A 16,003-nucleotide genomic window follows, 5' to 3' on the forward strand; every position below is an offset into this window, starting at 1 on the left:
CACCCTGCACTGGTCAATCTGGCGACGAACATCCCAAGCCCGAGCCCGCCGATCCCACTACCAGCGCAGACAGGCCAAGTGACGTTGGAGTACTAGCCGGAGAGCAGAGCCCGATCGAGCAGGTGCTGCGGTCGACCGGCCTCGTGGACTGGGTTCAACAGCGACTTCATCCCCGCCTCGTTCGCCTGCTGGCACCGCTCGGCCGACGGGTAGATACCCGCGCTGCGGCCGCCGGGGTGGAGGCCGATGGTGACCTCACCCGTCGGTTCACCGACGAGGCTGTCTTCGTCCTCCAGGATGAGCGGCCAGACCTGCCGGCAGTGGCCACGCGCGCTGCGCGAATCGTTGTCGACGAGCGTGGACGCGCGGCGGGACATCTCCCGAACGGACGTCTCATCGCCGCGGCCACTCTACGGCTGCCGTTGGGATTCGGCCGGGCCCGCCGCTATCTGCGAGAGCACGCCGAATCATTTTCCTGGCCCAGCGGAAAGCCGATCGCCGACGACATCCCGGAACTGGAAAACATTCGCTTCCCGGTAGAGATGCCAGCTGTTCCGGCCCCGTTTGCACGGCCCGGAGAGACCGTGATCCGAGAGTTTCGGCGGCACCCAGCCCCCAGCCTGATACCGATCTTGTTAGGCCTCGTGGTCGCCATCGCTACGACGATCTTGATCGATGTGGACGTCGGCGGGGTCGAGACGCTCATTTGGGCGCTCTTCGCCCTATGGAGCGCATTCAGGATTGCCGATCATTACGGTGAGATTTATATCTTGACTGATCGACGCCTGGTTCACCGAAGAGGCCTCTTAACCCAACGGATCCACGAGACGCCCGTCAGTTCTATCATGGGATGCGTCGCCTACCAGGGGCCAATCGATCTAGCCCTCAACGTCGGGGAAGTCTTTCTAGACAAGCGCCGAGAGCATCTGCAAGCAACTCGTGAAACCTCCGTCCTCGGACGGATCCTGAACTACTCGACGTGGCTATTCTGGCCGGAGGACCGCAGTTGGATCCCCCAAGTCAGCCGACCGCTCGATGTCTTCATCGCACTACGCGATGCCACACGCAATGCTGCCGCGGGCAGGGACCGAACATGACCTGATGTCGCCGGTAGGCAGCTGCGGGATCTGATAGCACCACTCACGAACCCGCTTCGCGAATACCGGCTGACTATCGATCACATTCTTTGGTCATCACAATGCCAAATCCCCACCCAGAAGAATCGACGATTCGACTGGCCGGGCCCGGTGTCAATGTTCATGTTCAGCGTACTCATCTCGGCTACTTGTTTCATTGAGCCTTTTCCAACCTGGTGGTGCAGGTCAGTGGCGCGAAGGGGCCGGTAGCCGGGTGAGGTGAGGCTCCCGGTAAGACAAGCAATCGACCAAGAAAGATGCCCCTCCCGGGAGCCTCGTTGCTGTCTTACCCTGCCTCGATCCCGTTGTCCACTCGATCCTTGAACCACGTCGCCGACCTGATCCGTACCCATCGCCACCAGCGCCGATCCCGGTGGCGCCGCCTCGACCCCGGCCGCCAAGCCCTGCTCGTGCTGGCCCATCTCCGCAACGGCGACACCCTTGCCCGCCTGGCCGCCGGGTTCGCCATTGGAGTGGCCACCGCCTGGCGCTATGACCACGAAGATCACCCTGCTCGCCGCGACCGCCGACGACCTGCACCAGGCGATGAACAGGATCCGACGGCTGGCCTACGCGATCCTCGACGGCACCCTGATACCGATCGACCGCGTGTACGACCAGAAGCCGTACTACTCCGGGAAACACCGACGGCATGGGATGAACGTGCAGGTCATCGCCGACCCGGCCGGACGCCTCGTCTGGACGTCGGCCGCGCTGCCCGGCTCGACACACGACCTGACCGCCGCCCGCACCCACGACATCGTCGCCACGGTGACCGGCGCGAACGTGATGACCTTCGCGGACAAGGCGTACCAAGGAGCCGGCGGTTCAGTCCGCACACCGTTCAAGCGCCATCGCTACCGCCCGACCCTGTCACGCCGACAGAAGGCCGTGAACAAGACCCACGCCCGCATCCGCGCCCACGGCGAACGCGCTGTCGCCACCCTGAAAACGTGGAAAGTCCTGACCAAGCTGCACTGCAGCCCATCCCGAACGACCGCGATCGTGCAGGCGATCCTCGTCCTGCACCACGTCGAAAACCCGATCTACCCAGGATGAAAAACGCTCATTGAGCTGCGACCGTGGCCCGGCCAGGCTTCGGTCGAGGCGCCCGGGTTGTCGCTCTCATTTCGGCTGCCCACGCTGGTCGTGTGGCTCTCATTTGGCCTGCGCGGCCCGGGCGTCGCCCCAGGGCGGGGAGAGGCTCAAGAGGGGTTTGCTCGGCTCGAAGTAGCGTTGCCCTCCCGGCTCGATGAACCAGGTAGATCGAGCATCGGAGGACCTGTTGAGCATCACGCCGGATCGTGTGGTCATCGGGATGGACCCGCACAAGCGCTCGGCCACGATCGAGGTCATGGCCCGCGACGAGACGATCGTCGGTGGCGGCCGGTTCGACACCGACCGCGACGGCTACACGGCGATGCGCAAGTACGCCAGCCGGTGGCCGAACCGGGTCTGGGCGATCGAGGGCTGCCAAGGGATAGGCCGGCACATCGCCAACCGGCTCCTGGCCGACGGCGAGCAGGTCGTCGACGTGCCACCGAAGCTGTCCGCCCGGGCGCGGGTGTTCGCCACCGGGCAGGGCCGTAAGACCGATGCCACCGACGCCCACTCCATCGCGCTGGTCGGCACCCGCATGGCCGGGCTTCGCCCGGTGGTCAACGACGAGCAGCTGGCCCTGCTGCGGATTCTGGTCGACCGGCGCCGTTCCCTCGGCGTCGACCACACCCGGATGGTCTCCCAGCTGCACCAACTGCTGCTGGAACTGATCCCCGGTGGAGCGAAGAAGAGCCTGTCCGCCGCCCAAGCCAAGGCCCTGCTGGCCACCGTCCGGCCCCGAGACGCCGTCGGAAAGGCCCGACGGCGGGTCGCCGCGGAGCTGATCGCCGACCTCGAGCGGATCTACCGACGCTCCAAGGAAGCCGACAAGGAACTCAAGGAACTGGTCGCCTCCACCGGCACCACGCTGATGAACCTGCACGGCATCGGACCCTCCGGCGCCGCCCGGCTGCTGGTCGAGGTCGGCGACATCACCCGGTTCCCGAACCGGGCCCACTTCGCCTCCTGGAACGGCACCGCCCCCATCGACGCGTCCTCCGGCGAGCAGGTACGCCACCGGCTCTCCCGCGCCGGGAACCGGCAGATCAACCGGGTACTGCACATCATGGCCACCGTCCAGCTCCGCAACCCCACCGAAGGACGCACCTACTTCGACCGGAAGAAAGCCGGCGGCAAGACATCGATGGAGGCCATGCGTGCGCTGAAACGACGCCTGTCCGACATCGTCTACCGCAGCATGATCAACGACGCGGTGGCCACGGCGGCGAGCCCGGGAGGACACCGGGGAACGGCAACTGGCTCCAGCGCGACCGACTCGCATCCCCAAGCCGGCTCTTCGGAGAAGTCCACTCCCCGGACCCGCCGCCACCCAGGATAGAGCTCTCCTCCCGGCGGTGTCTTGACACAGAGGGGAGCCATGAGCGCGCACCACGTCAGGTCGTGGAGACGCGTCCGGCTGACGCGCAATGACGGGCCCCGACGGCCTGGCTCGGGACCCGTCAAGGCGGCCTGATCAGCCGAGCGGAATCGCGCCGATAAGCCGCATCCCGCGCTGGGTATCGGTCTGTGTCGATCCCGACACACACCCGATGCCAACACGCCTGGTCAAGCTCGATTTCGGGGTGTTGACCTTCGAGGCGACTCGAACCCCAACGTTGCACGCGTCGTCGCAGTCGCGAGGTGCCGAGAGGCCGGTAGGGCGCGCGGGGATGGTGCTGGGGCGATAGCGGGTGCCTCAGCGGCCGGGTGCGGCGGGTGGAAGCAGCGAAGCCGTCTGTGGGGTCGATGATCGGGCCGGATCGAGTTCGATCGGATGTGTTGGCTCGGGCAGGATGTCGGGGTGATCTGGGGGAGACGGGGCAGCGGGGTTCAGCGGTCGTCGGTGGGGGAGGGTGGGCCTCTCGGGGCGGTGCGGGTCGCGGTCGACGGTGCCGCTGCGGGTCGGTGGGAGGCGTTGGACCATCTGGTCGAGGTTCTGTTCGAGGTCGATGCTGCCGGTGATGAGGTGGTGGCGGGGTCGGCGTTGATGTTGGTGGCTGGCGCTGCGGGGGTGGTGGTCCGGTTGGACCGGCACGCGCGGCGGGCGCCGTGGTGTGGCCCGTACCAGGAGTCCGCGTTGTGGCGGGTCGGGGCGCGTTTTTCGGTCGCGTCGTCGGGGCCTGTCGCGATGGCGCTGGCGAGCATGCTTGGGGACGGGCGGATCCGGGAACGCGCGGTCGCGGCGATGGTCGGTCGGCCGTGCCCGGAGGTGATGCCGTTCCTGGTGCTGCGTGCCGGTGATTGGGTCAAGCCGGTCCGGGACCGGGCGCGGGCCGGGCTGGCGTTGTTGCTCGCCGATGATCCAGGTCGTTACCTGCCGGCGGTGCTGCCGATGGCGTTGCGCCTCGACGCGCGGCTGCGTGGTGGCTTCGCCGTCATCCAGGTACAGGCGGCGTTGCTGTCGAGCCCGGCGGAGGTGTGGCGCGGGCTGCTGGGATCGGGTTGCCGCAGGCAGCGGCGGTTCGTGTTCGACGTTGTCGTGGCTCAGGGCTGGCTGCGTCTGCCCGACTACGTGGCCTGCGCCGAGACTGATGCGGATGTGGGGATTCGGGTCCGGGCAGCTGAGGCGGCCTGTCGTGAGGCGGTCTGGACCCGCCGGCATGACGTTCTGCATCGTCTGGCCCGGTCGGTTCGGGCTGAGGTACGGGTGGTGGCGTTGACCGGGCTGGTGCGGGTTGGTCAGGACAGTCAGGTTGCCGCGTACCTGGACGATGATGCGCCGCTGGTCCGGGCGGTAGCGCGGGACGCGGCGCGTCGGATCGGCATCGACGCCCGGGCGCATTACCGGACTGCGGTCAGCGCCGGAGAGCCGGCGCTGGGTGTGATCGTTGGGCTTGCCGAGGCCGGCTCGGCAGCGGATACCCCGCTGCTGCGTCCGCTGCTGAGTTATCCGCAAGCCAAGGTCCGCGCCCAGGCGGTACGGGGCCTGCGCCTGCTCGATGCAGTTGTCGTGCAGGAGATGCTTCCGCTGCTGTGGGATCCGTCGCCGGCGGTGGTCCGGGAGGTGACCGCCGCGCTGCGGCCCTTGACCGGTGCCCTGCCGCGGGGCTTGCCGTGGGAGCTGCTGGCGGATGGCCGGGTGGAGTTGCGTCGGGCCGGCTACCGCCTCCTGTGTGGCCAGGGCGTCGACGTCCAGTTGCGTGCTGCCCTGATGCTCACCCTCGACCCGGACCCACGTCTGGCTGAACGTGGCAAGGCCGACGTGACCTGCCTCGCCCGCGACGGCGCACGAACCACCTGGCGCCGCACCCCTCGGCCGCAGTTGTCGGTCACCGCCGCCCAGCACGACGAGCTCGCCGTATTGGCGGCACAAGCGGTGTTGGCACTCGGCGAGGACACCAGCCGGATGCTCACCACGTGGCTGGCGGATACCCGCCCCGACACATGAGTGCGCTCCCCGCCTCACAATGGTCAGCGACCGACCCTGGGCTGGCGGATCTGCCAGTGTGCGTTGGGGGACTGCACGAGGAAATCGCCGCCGATGGATACTCGATGGCGGCAGCGTGACGTCAGGCCCACACCTGGACCGCTTCGGCAGCACGCTGGTTCCTCACCGGGCAGATTCCGGCCGCTCGGCCAGACCACGCGCGACTTGCGGCAGAAGCGGATGCTGGGATTGGCCGGTGGTTGCTGTGGTGGGGGTCAGAGCCGTAGTCGGTTGGCTCGGCTGAGGGTGTCGGTGGGGTCTTCGCCGTTGGTGAGGTCTAGGTCGTCGACGATCTGGCCGTCGGTGAGTCGGAGGAGTCGGTCGCAGCGGGCGGCGATGCGTTGGTCGTGGGTGGCGAGGATGATGGTCATCTGGTGTTCGGCTCTGAGGCGTTGCAGTAGGGCGAGGATCTGGTTTCCGGTGGTGGAGTCCAGGTTGCCGGTGGGTTCGTCGGCGAGGAGGAGTCGGGGTTTGGCCATCAGGGCTCGGGCGATCGCTACTCGTTGTTGCTGGCCGCCGGAGAGTTGGGCCGGGAGGGCGCGTTCCCGGCCGGTGAGTCCGACGTCGGCGAGTAGTTCGCGGGCCCGGGTCGAGTGGTCGGCGCCGCGGGTTCGGTAGGGCAGTACCGGCGCGATGACGTTGTCGAGCACGGTCAGCGCGGGTAGCAGGTGGAAGCGTTGGAAGACGAATCCCACTTGTCGCCGGTAGGTGGCGAGGGCAGCGCGCCGTAGAGTGGTGATCTTCAGATCGTCGATCCGGATGGTGCCGGCGTCGGCCTGTTCGATCGCACCGATCAGGTGCAGCAGAGTGGACTTTCCGGAACCGCTGGGTCCAGTCAGGGCCACCATCGACCCGGCGGTGATCTCCAGTGTCACGTCGTTGACGGCTTTGAGTGGTGCTGTTCCGGTCCGGAAGTGTTTGACGAGGCCGGTGATGTGGATTTCGGCTCCGCTGACGGCGTGCATCGGTTACTCCTCGGCCAGTAGTTGAGCGGTCGGTAGCCGCCGTAGGAGGTGCGCGGGGATGAGCGCGGCGAGACAGGTGACCGCTGTGCCGACCACCGCCACCACGGTGGTGGCCAGTACGAGGGTTTGCGGAAGTTCGCCGACCAGCCAGGTGGTGCCGGCCAGGCCGAGTGCGGCACCGGCGGTGGCGCCGAGCAGCCCCAGGAGGAGTCCCTCGTAGGTGATCAGGCGGCTGAGTAGGGTGTCGGTCCAGCCGATGGCCTGCAGGGTGGCCAGTTCGCGGGCCCGGTCCCGGATGTTGAGGTAGAGCACGTCGGCGACGGCGGCGGCACCGAGCAGCACGGTGGCCGCTGCTGCTGCGGCGTCGGGTCCGCGGATGCTGAGCGAGATGGTGTCGCCGAGCAGGCTGCCGACGATCGCACCATGAAATGCGTACGCGCCGGCGGACACCAGGGTCAGCGCGGCGACCCCGATGGCGAGGGCACTCGCCGCAAGCAGGGTGCGGCCGGGGGTGCGGACGAGGTTGACCATGGCCAGGCCGAGCAAGGTGCGTGGTCGTCGTACCCAGCGGGCAGTCGTGACCGGCGGCCCGAGTGCGGCGGCGGGGTGGGCGCGGCTGGCCCGCAGCGCGGGTAGCAGGCCAGCCGTGAGTGCGAGTAGCAGCGCCACCGGTAGGGCGAGTAGGGCTCGCTGCCATCCGATGCCGAGGCCGAGGGCTGCGGAGATGGGCAGCGCGAGCGCGAGGGAGAGCAGTCCGGCCGCCAGCCCGAGTACGGCCACCTCTCCGAGGATCAGTTGGGTGATCCGCCGTGCCGGCCAGCCGAGGCAGGCGAGCACGGCCAGTTCGGACCGTCGGTCCCGTACCGCAGCGGACACGGCGTTGCCGAGGAACAGCGTGCAGACCACCAGGACCAGCAGGAAGAGCAGCAGGCTCTTACGGTCGACCGCCTGCACGATGGTCGAGGCGACGCCGAGCGCGGACCAGTTCTCGGTCAGCCGGAGTTGCGGTCGGCCGAACGAGCCAGCGGGCACCTCGACGGTCTGCGGATCGGGTGAGGAACCCAGCGTGATGTCGACTTCCAGGCCGGTGTCCCGGGCGATCTGCTCGGCGATCAGCCGGACCCGTTCGGCCGACCGTTCGCTGTAACCGTCGACGTCGGCGACCCGGACCCTAATCGCACTGATGGGCGCTGATCGCTGCGGGCTGCTGCCTCCTTCTAGCAGCTGTGGCACGCTGGCCAGGTTGGTCAGCAGCAGCGGCGGGGCGGAGAGGTACCCGGCCGGGTTGCCACTGGGTAGCAGCGGCTGATGACCGAGTGCCTCGCGGCTGCTCTCATCGGTGCCCTCGGCCAGCGGTGGTTCATATGTCTCCAGCGGCACCTGGGACAGCTCGCTGAAACCGGCCAGCTTCCCCGGGTCGAAGACACCCACCGCCTGCCACTGGCGGACCGGTCCGGAGCCGTGGAGCAACGACAGGCTGGTCAGAGGCCGGTAGGCGAGGTCGTCGGAGAGCCAAGGCAGGGGTACGTAGTTGTACTCCTGCTTGCCGCCGTAGGCGTCCAGGTTCGGTGCGAACGTGCGCGGCCGGAGCGTGCCGTCGGGAAGCTGGTCGTACTCGGTGTGTCCGGGCTGCACCACCACCTGGAGTTGGCCGAAGCAGCATGTATCGCCCAGTCCTTCGGCCAGTTGGGCGCGGTGACCCGCTGCGAGGTCTTGTTCGCTGTTGCCGGCGGGGACAGCCGGAACCTTGCTCAGCACCCGCTTCAGCCGCTCGGGCGGCGTCCCGGTCACCGGCGGCGGTGCGGCGAGCCGGTGGTAGCTGGCGCGGATCGCACCGTCGACGTACGGATGGCTGGTGGCGAGCACCGGGAACAGCCGAGCCGAGCCGTTCGGGCTCATGCTAACGGTGTCGTCGGCATTCAGCGGCCGCCCGTCCACGAGCGCGCCGGTGAGCCCGACCAACTGGTCCTCGGCCTCCGGATCCACAGCGGCGAGTAGATACGGCACGGTGAGTGGTAGGGACATCACCAGCCGGTCGCTGGATCGGTGCGGGACCCAGGCGGAGCCGTACTCGAAGCGGCCATCGGGCAGCAGCCGGGCTGCGTCGACCGACCAGGCCTGACGCTCGCTGATGGGAACGAATTCCCCGTCCGGGTACCAACTGGGGTCGCACACCGGTTCGGTGCGTCCTCCTGTCAGGACCTCCAGTGGCACCGGGCCACAGCGCTCGACGTTGTACGAGCGGCCGTCGGAGTAGGGCAGCGCAGTGAAATCAAACGTGTCCCCGAGCACCGGGAAGATCAACGGCCGTTTGGTGAGGTACACGTACCTGGGGTGGGCTGCGGAGGTGGACAAACCCCGCTCCGCGACGTAGGTCGGATCGACCCGGATCACCTGCCGGTCGACGCTGCGGTCGATCGCGTCGGTCAGGTCGAACTGGGTCTGCACCACCGACGTCGTATGGCCGAGCATCGCGATCGGAGCCGCGACCTCCACCCCCGCCAGCGCTTTCACCTGGTCGTACTGTTCCTTGGTGATGCCACCGAACAAGCCCGAGAGGTAGTTGGGACGGACCAGGCGACGCTCCGCCTCCAGCGGGGTCCGAGCCCCCTCCGGGCGGACCAGGATGTCGTACGCCGCGCGGGTGTTCTGCTCCACCGTGCCGATCACCTGCAACCGGGACGCGGTGGTGGTGCCGGTGAGCACGACGAACCCGGTCGTGGCCACCAGTACGCCGAGCAGCAGTGCCACCGACCGCCCGGCACGGCCACGAAGCTGTTGCCAGATGACATTGAACAAGGCGCCTCCCCTGTGCTGGCACCCACTGTGGGGGATACATTGTGACAATGCAAGAGGTGGAAGGGGAGACATGGCAATCCAGCACGCGGTCCTGGCCCTGCTCGCCAGCGGACCCAGCTACGGCTACGAACTCAAGGCCTCATTCGAGAACGCGGTCGGCCCGCAGTGGGGTCCACTGAACATCGGCCACCTGTACCAGATCCTCGACCGCCTCTCCCGAGACGGACTGGTGGTCGCCGAACGCCAGGCGCAACCAGTCAAGCCCGACCGCGTCGTCTACGAGATCACCAAGAACGGGTACGCGGAACTGGATCGCTGGCTAGCCGAGCCGAGCCCCCGCACCGGAGGCTTCCGAGACGACTTCTTCCTCAAAATCATCGCCGCCGCCCGGTCGGGCTCACCCGAGGCCGTACGCACCGTACTGACCAACCAGCGCGGCCACCTGCTGCGCGAACTGCGCAACCTCGGAAGCCTGCAAACCGAAGCCACCGACATGGTGGTCGGACTGCTGCTCTCAGCCGCGACCCGACACGTCGAAGCCGACCTCGCCTTCATCGAGGACGTCGAGGCAGCACTACTCACCGATGGCGGTGCATCCCTAGCCAAGCTCGCCGAGCCGCACAAGGAGGAAACCAAGACACCGGCCAACACTGCAGAACCACGACGGCGCGCGGGCTGACCACCGGAACCCGCACCGCACAGCGATGGACGCCCACCGCGCTGATGATGGCCCGAAGCCCGACAAGTGCTCGCTCTCATCGGCAAAGCCGTGAGTGGCTAATCATGTTCCGGAGGCCATGTAGGCGGCGAGGATGTAGTTGGGGTGGCGGTCGAGGTTCTTGCGGGCTCGGTCGTAGCGCATGGTGGTTCGGGGGTCGGCGTGGCGGGCGGCGATCTGCACGTCGCGGAGGCTGACGCCGGCGTCGAGCATGGTAGTCACGAACGTGTGGCGCAGCATGTGCGGGTGCATCCTCGGCATCCGGATCCCTGCGGCGTGGGCGAGGTGTTTGAGTCGGCGGGTGGCGGCGTGCCGGTCCATCCGCCCACCATGGATGTTGCGCAGGATCGGCCCGGCGTTGCGGTCGTCGACGGCCCGGTCGATGGCTCGGGCCACCGCTGGCGGTAGTGGGACGAGGACGACCTTGCCGCCTTTACCGCGTACGCGTAGGACCCGGTGGCCGTGTTCCTCGCCGAGGTCGGTGATGTTCGACCCGCAGGTTTCGAAGATCCGCAGCCCGAGCAGGCCCAGGAGCGCGACCAGGGCGAAGTCGTTCGGGTTCGAGGAGTTGCGGGCGGTGGTGATCAGGGCTTCGAACTGTAGGTGCCCGAGTCCGAGGGTCGGTGATTCGGCTGGCACGGTGGGTCGGCGGACGTAGTCGGCCGGTGAGTGCTCCCGGATGGCGTCGATGACGCAGACCCGGTAGAAGCCGACCACGACGGACAGCCGACGGGAGACGGTCGAGGGCTGGTGCCGGCGGATGTCTTGCAGCCATCGCACGTACCGCTCGATGTCCACCCGCGTCGTAGCCAGCGGGTCCAGTTCGTGGTCGGCGCACCAGCGCAGGAAGACACGTAGGTCGGACTCGGTGTGCACGCGGGTCTGGCCGCGGTAACGGCCCAGGAAGGCCGACACCGCGGCGCGCACAACGAGTTGATCGGCCGGTACCACAGGAGACGCGGAAGCAGGAGAGGTAGCCATACATCACCGTGCGTCACCACCGGTGATGAACACCAGTCCACCCCGAGCGGCAGATCAGGTTGGCTGGCTCCGCGGTACCTTATCGTTCTCCCGGGAAGCGGGCGCAGGTGCGGCGGGTGGAGCCAGAACTTCAGACGACCGGGAGGTCGATCCGTCGCTCGGTTCCGTCACCGTTGATGATGGCGAAAACGCCGTTCGGCACACCGTCGAGAGTTGCTACCCGTGACGCGGCGGTCAGCAAGCTGGCCTCGGTCTCTCCGGCGATGTAGAAGACATACACGTCGCCGAGTTCCTCGCCGTCATCATGTACCTCGACCGCACCTTCGTCTTCCAGGTCGACCAGGAAGTCCTCGACCTGGTCGATCCAGGGAAACGCATCGACGCCCGGGTCAAGACCCGGACTGGGTACCAACGGAACGTGAATCTCGACGACACCGGCCATACGACACGATCTCCCAGGCAGACGGCAGAGGCCAAGCAACTCGAAGCAGGGCTACCAGCGTGCGCAGTCGGCGGCATGAGCGTGCATCGCCGCTGGGCCTCGGAGGGAGAGGGACCCATAGGGCAGACGGCCGCGCCGTCTGGAGGAGCCTTCCCGGTTCACACGGGCTTATCGTGTAGGTACTCCCAGTTGAACTCGAGGGGTTGCGACTTTTGGCGGATCTCAGTTTTTACTCCCGCGAGCCCAAAAACACAGATGAGCTACGACGGTTACACCATCGAAAACGTGTCGAGGTGAAACCGAGAGCGCTGGCGATTCGCGCGCTGCACAGTCTGAAATTTGGGTCGGTATGCCCTGGCGAACCTGACGACGGGACAAATGCGGGACGTCTGCTGTCTGGGACCGCGATGAGCTCCGCCATTGGAGGGTTGATCGTCTGGATAATGGTCACTTTCCACATCAACCTCTTCATTGCAGTTCTTTCGATTGCGGCGTTTTTTCTCCTCCTGCTCATGTTGCAGATTCTTCGCATCCTTCGACCGCGTGTGACGTTAAGCGTAACCGTGCTAATCTGGGGCGCTTCCGCTGTCCATGCTAGCGCGAACATGGGCCCGATTGCCCTGCTCTTAATTTGCGTCGCTCCAATTCTGTCGATAGTCGCCCTACGCGCTTCAGTGCGCGCCGCCATACTTGCGCTGCGGGTGCCTGCGTTCATTCCGGCAGCGCTCGCCCTCGTGCTTGCTCCTCTGTTTACCGAGGACCCATGGCGGTTTGCGGCTGCGTCGCAGGAGAGGATCTTCCTTCTCGGCGGCATCGCCGTTCTGCCATTACTGTTCATGGTATTGTTGAGGTTGCGACGAATCCCGCTTGAACCCATATTCGAACGGGCAGGATCGGCACTGGTCGCAGATGCAGACAGGGCAGTTGAGGTAAGCCAAAGGATCCTGAAAAGCCGCGTCCGCTCGACCGAGCATCGTCCACCCGCCGAGGCCATCGAACCTTTCCTGCGCAGGGGATTCCAGGGACACCATTTCGCGGCGACGCTCGACGAACTGCGTTTACGAGCTACAAGCGAATTCCGGCGCCGCGCTGCACTGCGAGTGCTCTCGCTGCTCGCCGGAACCACGACCGCGACATATGCACTTATCTACTCAATGACCGCTGCAACAATGCCGGCCCCACTCGCGGCGGACTGGTCGAACGCTTCCTTCTCAGAGGTCTCTCTCGAGTGGCTGCTTGGCATGCCTATTACGGTGCCGCTGTGGCCCTATGTCGGAGTCGCAGGACTCTTCTCGATCGTGGCGGCAGTGGCGTTCCTCGCGTTAATTCTTACCGAGGAGAGTTACACGACAGCGGTCATCGACGCGGTCTACGGCCATCTTGCCACGCTTTTAATTGCAACGGGAGCACCCCTTCTGGCTAGCGACAAAATCAGGGGCTCCACTCCGGGTTTCTCTGCGGAGACGTCGACTTTAACGTCTACGCCTGACGTTCCCGTGCAACATACCCCGGATTCATCCCCCGGTATTGTCCAAGCTGGCCGCCGCAAGAGAAAGCGCAGGCGGTAACGCAGATGATGAGCCGGCCTTCCTGACACATGACATCTGCCGCAGTCGCGACCCGAGCGTTGGCGCTCTTGTCTGCTCCGAGGGTCCGCTGGTTGTGGTGACCACGTCTCAATCGCGTCGCGCGCTCATCGGCAAGACCGAGCGTTGCGGCACCGGGTAGTCGGTCCCGGCCCGTAGCGCCCGGTCGGCGGCATGTCCGTGCGTGTGGTCAGGTGCCTTGCCCATCCATGGCACGGCGAGGGCAGCGAGCATTCGAATCTGCGCAGAGAACTGACGGTCTCTGTGGCAACCTTCGCTTCGGCGAGGTCAGCTCTGTACCCGCTGACGGGCGCGGTCACGCACGCGCTGCTGCAGTCGTGCCCGTACCTCGTCGTGAATGGTGGTTGAGGTCTGTTCAGCGGTTTCGACCGAGACGACGAGGGCATAGCGGATGCTCTGCTGGGCTCGGAGTCGTTGGGCGTCGTCCATGCATTCCACATGGACTGGGAAGTTGTCGCCGTCGCGGAAGACCATCGCTCGCGTGCCTTGGACGATCTCGTGTTGGAGGCTGCCTCTTCTGACCGTGTTGTGCTCGGCGTCGGCACGATCGCCACCGGCGAGGGCCATGTTGGGGGTGGTGAAGTAGACCTTGGCGCCGCGGTACTGGGTGAGGACGCCGACGGTAGGAGCCATGTAGGCGAGGGTGATCGTAAAGCGGTGCCATTCCGCTCGTGCACGTAGGGATGGCGGTAGGGGGAGCTCGTAGGTGTGGCGCTGGTTTCTGGCGATGCGTCCGCCGGCGATCAGGACAGCTCGGTTGGTAGCCGCCGCACCGAGTCGGCCGACATCCAGTCGGCCATATCCGAGGAAGGCGGTGAGTTGTCGGCGAGCCTGCGGGCTGGTGAGGCCGAGTTCTCGTCGGATTCTCGCTTCCCAGTCGCCCCAGCTGCTGGCATGGGCTAAGAGGGCTCGGACGAGCAGCGGGTGGTACTGCGGGTCCGGAAATGGGCCGTCGTCAGCGTCGGTCGCACGTGCTTCGAGGACGTCGAAGAGCCGATTTGCTTCGCGGGTCACCAGCGCCGTGGCGTGGCTCGTGCCGGTGTCGAAAACGGTGTTGTTGGTTGCGCCAGCTCGCCCCGGGGCCGCGACCTGGAGACCGGGACCGGAGATTGTTGTATGTGCGAGCTCGACGGCGACGGTCTTTTCGTCGCGTGCGGCGACGGGACGCAGGTAGAGCGCTCGGCCGCCGATGTGGTGAAGGTCTGGTTTGACGGAGCGGCCCACCCCCGGGCCTGTCGCGCCATAGTGGGCGGGCGCGCCGGCGTAGGTGATGTCCCATGCCGTGTCGGGCACGTCGATGTCGCCAAGCCCATCCTCATGGATGGAGCCGATAGTCAACGCGTTGAGCGCGTCCCCTGGGGGCAGGATGCCTCGTAGGAGGGTCTCCTCGTAGACGGCTCGACCAACCGCCAACCGGGCGGTCGCAGGGTCGTCCGCGGCGTCGGCCGGGATCGTGATCGGATCTGTGTGATTGCCGGCGCTGACAACGAACAACAGGTTGTAGGAGTGTGCCAGCCAGTCCAGTAGCCGCCCGACCGGGCTCATTCTCCGCACGAGCGCTCTCGTCTGTGCGCCGATGGAGAGATTGACGATTCGTACGCTGGGTGCGGCGGCGCTCCGACCGGCCTCGCCCTCCACGATGCGCCTGACAACGCGGTGAAGTAGATCGGTGAGCAATCTGTTCGGAAGGACCTGCTCGGACCCTGCTGCGAACTCATGCGGACGCATGATGGGCCGCACGTACAGCGGCCGGTGAAGAGCATCGCTGGGAGCAGAGAGGTCGCCGTGGATGATGAGCGACGCCATCGCGGTGCCGTGGTTGCGCGAAGACGCTGGGTAGTTCTCGCCCAGCCCGTCCGGGTCGTCAACCAGCAGCCGGCCGGACAAAGCGTCATGGTTGGGAAATGGCAAACCGTCCAACAGCGCAACTCGCGGCAGCCCGTCTACGCGTGTCCCCCGTGGTAGCCGCACTACCGCGACAGGGTCGAGCAGGGGCGGCGCCACGGTCATGGGGGTGAACGGGCTGACGAACATGACCTCTTCGGCGACCAGCAGTTGGATCGATGCCGCGCCGTCGTCGAGCACCGAGTGGACCTGCTGGATCGGCAGTTCCGCCAGCAAGGCGTGATATGCGATATTGTCGATCTGTGAGCGGTCCAGGACGGTGCCGCCGCTGGCCGTAATGATCTGTTCGGTGTGGGCTTCCGTGTCGGCGCGCTGGGAGGGGTCCCGTCTGTACCAGAGCTCGACTTCGACGATAACGGTGCTGACGGACTGGCCGACCATGTCAAGGGTTTCCTGCCACCGCTCGCGAAGACCGGTCTCACGGATGCGGTCTTCTGGCCCCCAGCGTCGGATCGCGGTCAACCGCTGAAACGCTTCCTTGAACTTCCCCAATCCTCTCTCGAACGATGCCGTCGGGTCTCGCTGCCATTCGGCGAACAGGCGAAGCAGCTGTTCGACTGCCTGAGTGTTGGACATCACCAGGTACAGCGAGTGTGTAACGGGCTTGTTGGTGCGGCCCGTCGCTCGTTCGGTCATGTGAAAGTCGTCGTCGGGTTCGGCTCGGTCTCCCAACAGCTCAGAAAGGAACTCCAGCCCGTCTATCCGTCGGATCGCGTTATGGAAATCTTGGATGCTGCCGGCGATGTCGAACACCACCACCAGCTCTGGGTCGACCTCGTCGGGTGTGCCTTCGGCGAAACGTGCCCGCTCGGCTGCGAACGCTGCGACCAGCGCGTTGAACTGGGGCGTCAGCCGTTCTCCCTGCCGGCCTGGGCTCGGCCGGGACAAGCGGGGCACGTCCCGCGGACTCTGTGTTGGCCGTTCA

General features: G+C 66.4%; 10 protein-coding genes and 1 pseudogene. 6 read left to right on the forward strand and 5 right to left on the reverse strand.

Features of this window, described 5'->3' with window-relative positions:
- The 4 genes and pseudogenes from ACIBO1_RS29470 to ACIBO1_RS29485 form a co-directional block, all read left to right on the forward strand.
- A partial coding sequence (locus ACIBO1_RS29470; protein ID WP_396752111.1) for a PH domain-containing protein occupies positions 1–1,097 on the forward strand: 1,097 nt, incomplete at its 5' end.
- A gap of 317 nt (positions 1,098–1,414) precedes the next feature.
- A pseudogene (locus ACIBO1_RS29475) lies at positions 1,415–2,195 on the forward strand (transposase family protein).
- Positions 2,196–2,421: 226 nt separating this feature from the next.
- Positions 2,422–3,573: an IS110 family transposase gene (locus ACIBO1_RS29480; protein ID WP_396752113.1), complete on the forward strand. Its 1,152-nt coding sequence runs from the start codon at positions 2,422–2,424 to the stop codon at positions 3,571–3,573.
- Positions 3,574–4,149: 576 nt separating this feature from the next.
- The gene (locus ACIBO1_RS29485; RefSeq protein WP_396752115.1) at positions 4,150–5,622 is read left to right on the forward strand and encodes a hypothetical protein; all 1,473 of its coding nucleotides are present in this window, start codon (positions 4,150–4,152) and stop codon (positions 5,620–5,622) included.
- Between the two features lie 254 nt (positions 5,623–5,876).
- On the opposite strand, the gene ACIBO1_RS29490 is transcribed toward ACIBO1_RS29485, so the two are convergent.
- On the reverse strand, positions 5,877–6,626 hold the full coding sequence (locus ACIBO1_RS29490; protein ID WP_396752117.1) for an ABC transporter ATP-binding protein: 750 nt from the start codon (positions 6,624–6,626) through the stop codon (positions 5,877–5,879).
- Between the two features lie 3 nt (positions 6,627–6,629).
- A complete protein-coding gene (locus ACIBO1_RS29495; protein WP_396752120.1) occupies positions 6,630–9,425 on the reverse strand; it encodes an FtsX-like permease family protein in 2,796 nt (931 codons plus the stop codon).
- Between the two features lie 70 nt (positions 9,426–9,495).
- Here ACIBO1_RS29495 and ACIBO1_RS29500 point away from each other — a divergent pair, with 70 nt between their 5' ends.
- Positions 9,496–10,104 carry a helix-turn-helix transcriptional regulator gene (locus ACIBO1_RS29500; protein ID WP_396752122.1) on the forward strand — a complete coding sequence of 203 codons (609 nt, stop codon included), beginning with the start codon at positions 9,496–9,498 and terminating at the stop codon, positions 10,102–10,104.
- A 102-nt stretch (positions 10,105–10,206) separates the two neighbouring features.
- On the opposite strand, the gene ACIBO1_RS29505 is transcribed toward ACIBO1_RS29500, so the two are convergent.
- Together ACIBO1_RS29505 and ACIBO1_RS29510 are read right to left on the reverse strand one after the other, a co-directional pair.
- Positions 10,207–11,070, reverse strand: a complete 864-nt coding sequence (locus tag ACIBO1_RS29505) for a tyrosine-type recombinase/integrase (protein WP_396752124.1) — start codon at positions 11,068–11,070, stop codon at positions 10,207–10,209.
- Between the two features lie 184 nt (positions 11,071–11,254).
- Positions 11,255–11,566 carry a hypothetical protein gene (locus tag ACIBO1_RS29510; protein WP_396752125.1) on the reverse strand — a complete coding sequence of 104 codons (312 nt, stop codon included), beginning with the start codon at positions 11,564–11,566 and terminating at the stop codon, positions 11,255–11,257.
- A gap of 407 nt (positions 11,567–11,973) precedes the next feature.
- Between ACIBO1_RS29510 and ACIBO1_RS29515 the strand changes: the two genes are divergently transcribed.
- Positions 11,974–13,134, forward strand: a complete 1,161-nt coding sequence (locus ACIBO1_RS29515) for a hypothetical protein (RefSeq protein WP_396752128.1) — start codon at positions 11,974–11,976, stop codon at positions 13,132–13,134.
- Positions 13,135–13,440: 306 nt separating this feature from the next.
- On the opposite strand, the gene ACIBO1_RS29520 is transcribed toward ACIBO1_RS29515, so the two are convergent.
- The gene (locus ACIBO1_RS29520) at positions 13,441–15,966 is read right to left on the reverse strand and encodes a S8 family peptidase (RefSeq protein WP_396752131.1); all 2,526 of its coding nucleotides are present in this window, start codon (positions 15,964–15,966) and stop codon (positions 13,441–13,443) included.
- Positions 15,967–16,003: the final 37 nt, after the last annotated feature.

It is taken from the genome of Micromonospora sp. NPDC049903 (assembly GCF_044460945.1).
Classification (GTDB): domain Bacteria; phylum Actinomycetota; class Actinomycetes; order Mycobacteriales; family Micromonosporaceae; genus Micromonospora.

What these genes read in the sequence shown, in the direction of transcription:
- ACIBO1_RS29490 (WP_396752117.1), bottom strand. Translation starts at nt 6,626, where the DNA reads ATGCACGCCGTCAGCGGAGCCGAAATCCACATCACCGGCCTCGTCAAA.
- ACIBO1_RS29500 (WP_396752122.1), top strand. Translation starts at nt 9,496, where the DNA reads ATGGCAATCCAGCACGCGGTCCTGGCCCTGCTCGCCAGCGGACCCAGC.
- ACIBO1_RS29510 (WP_396752125.1), bottom strand. Translation starts at nt 11,566, where the DNA reads ATGGCCGGTGTCGTCGAGATTCACGTTCCGTTGGTACCCAGTCCGGGT.
- ACIBO1_RS29515 (WP_396752128.1), top strand. Translation starts at nt 11,974, where the DNA reads ATGAGCTCCGCCATTGGAGGGTTGATCGTCTGGATAATGGTCACTTTC.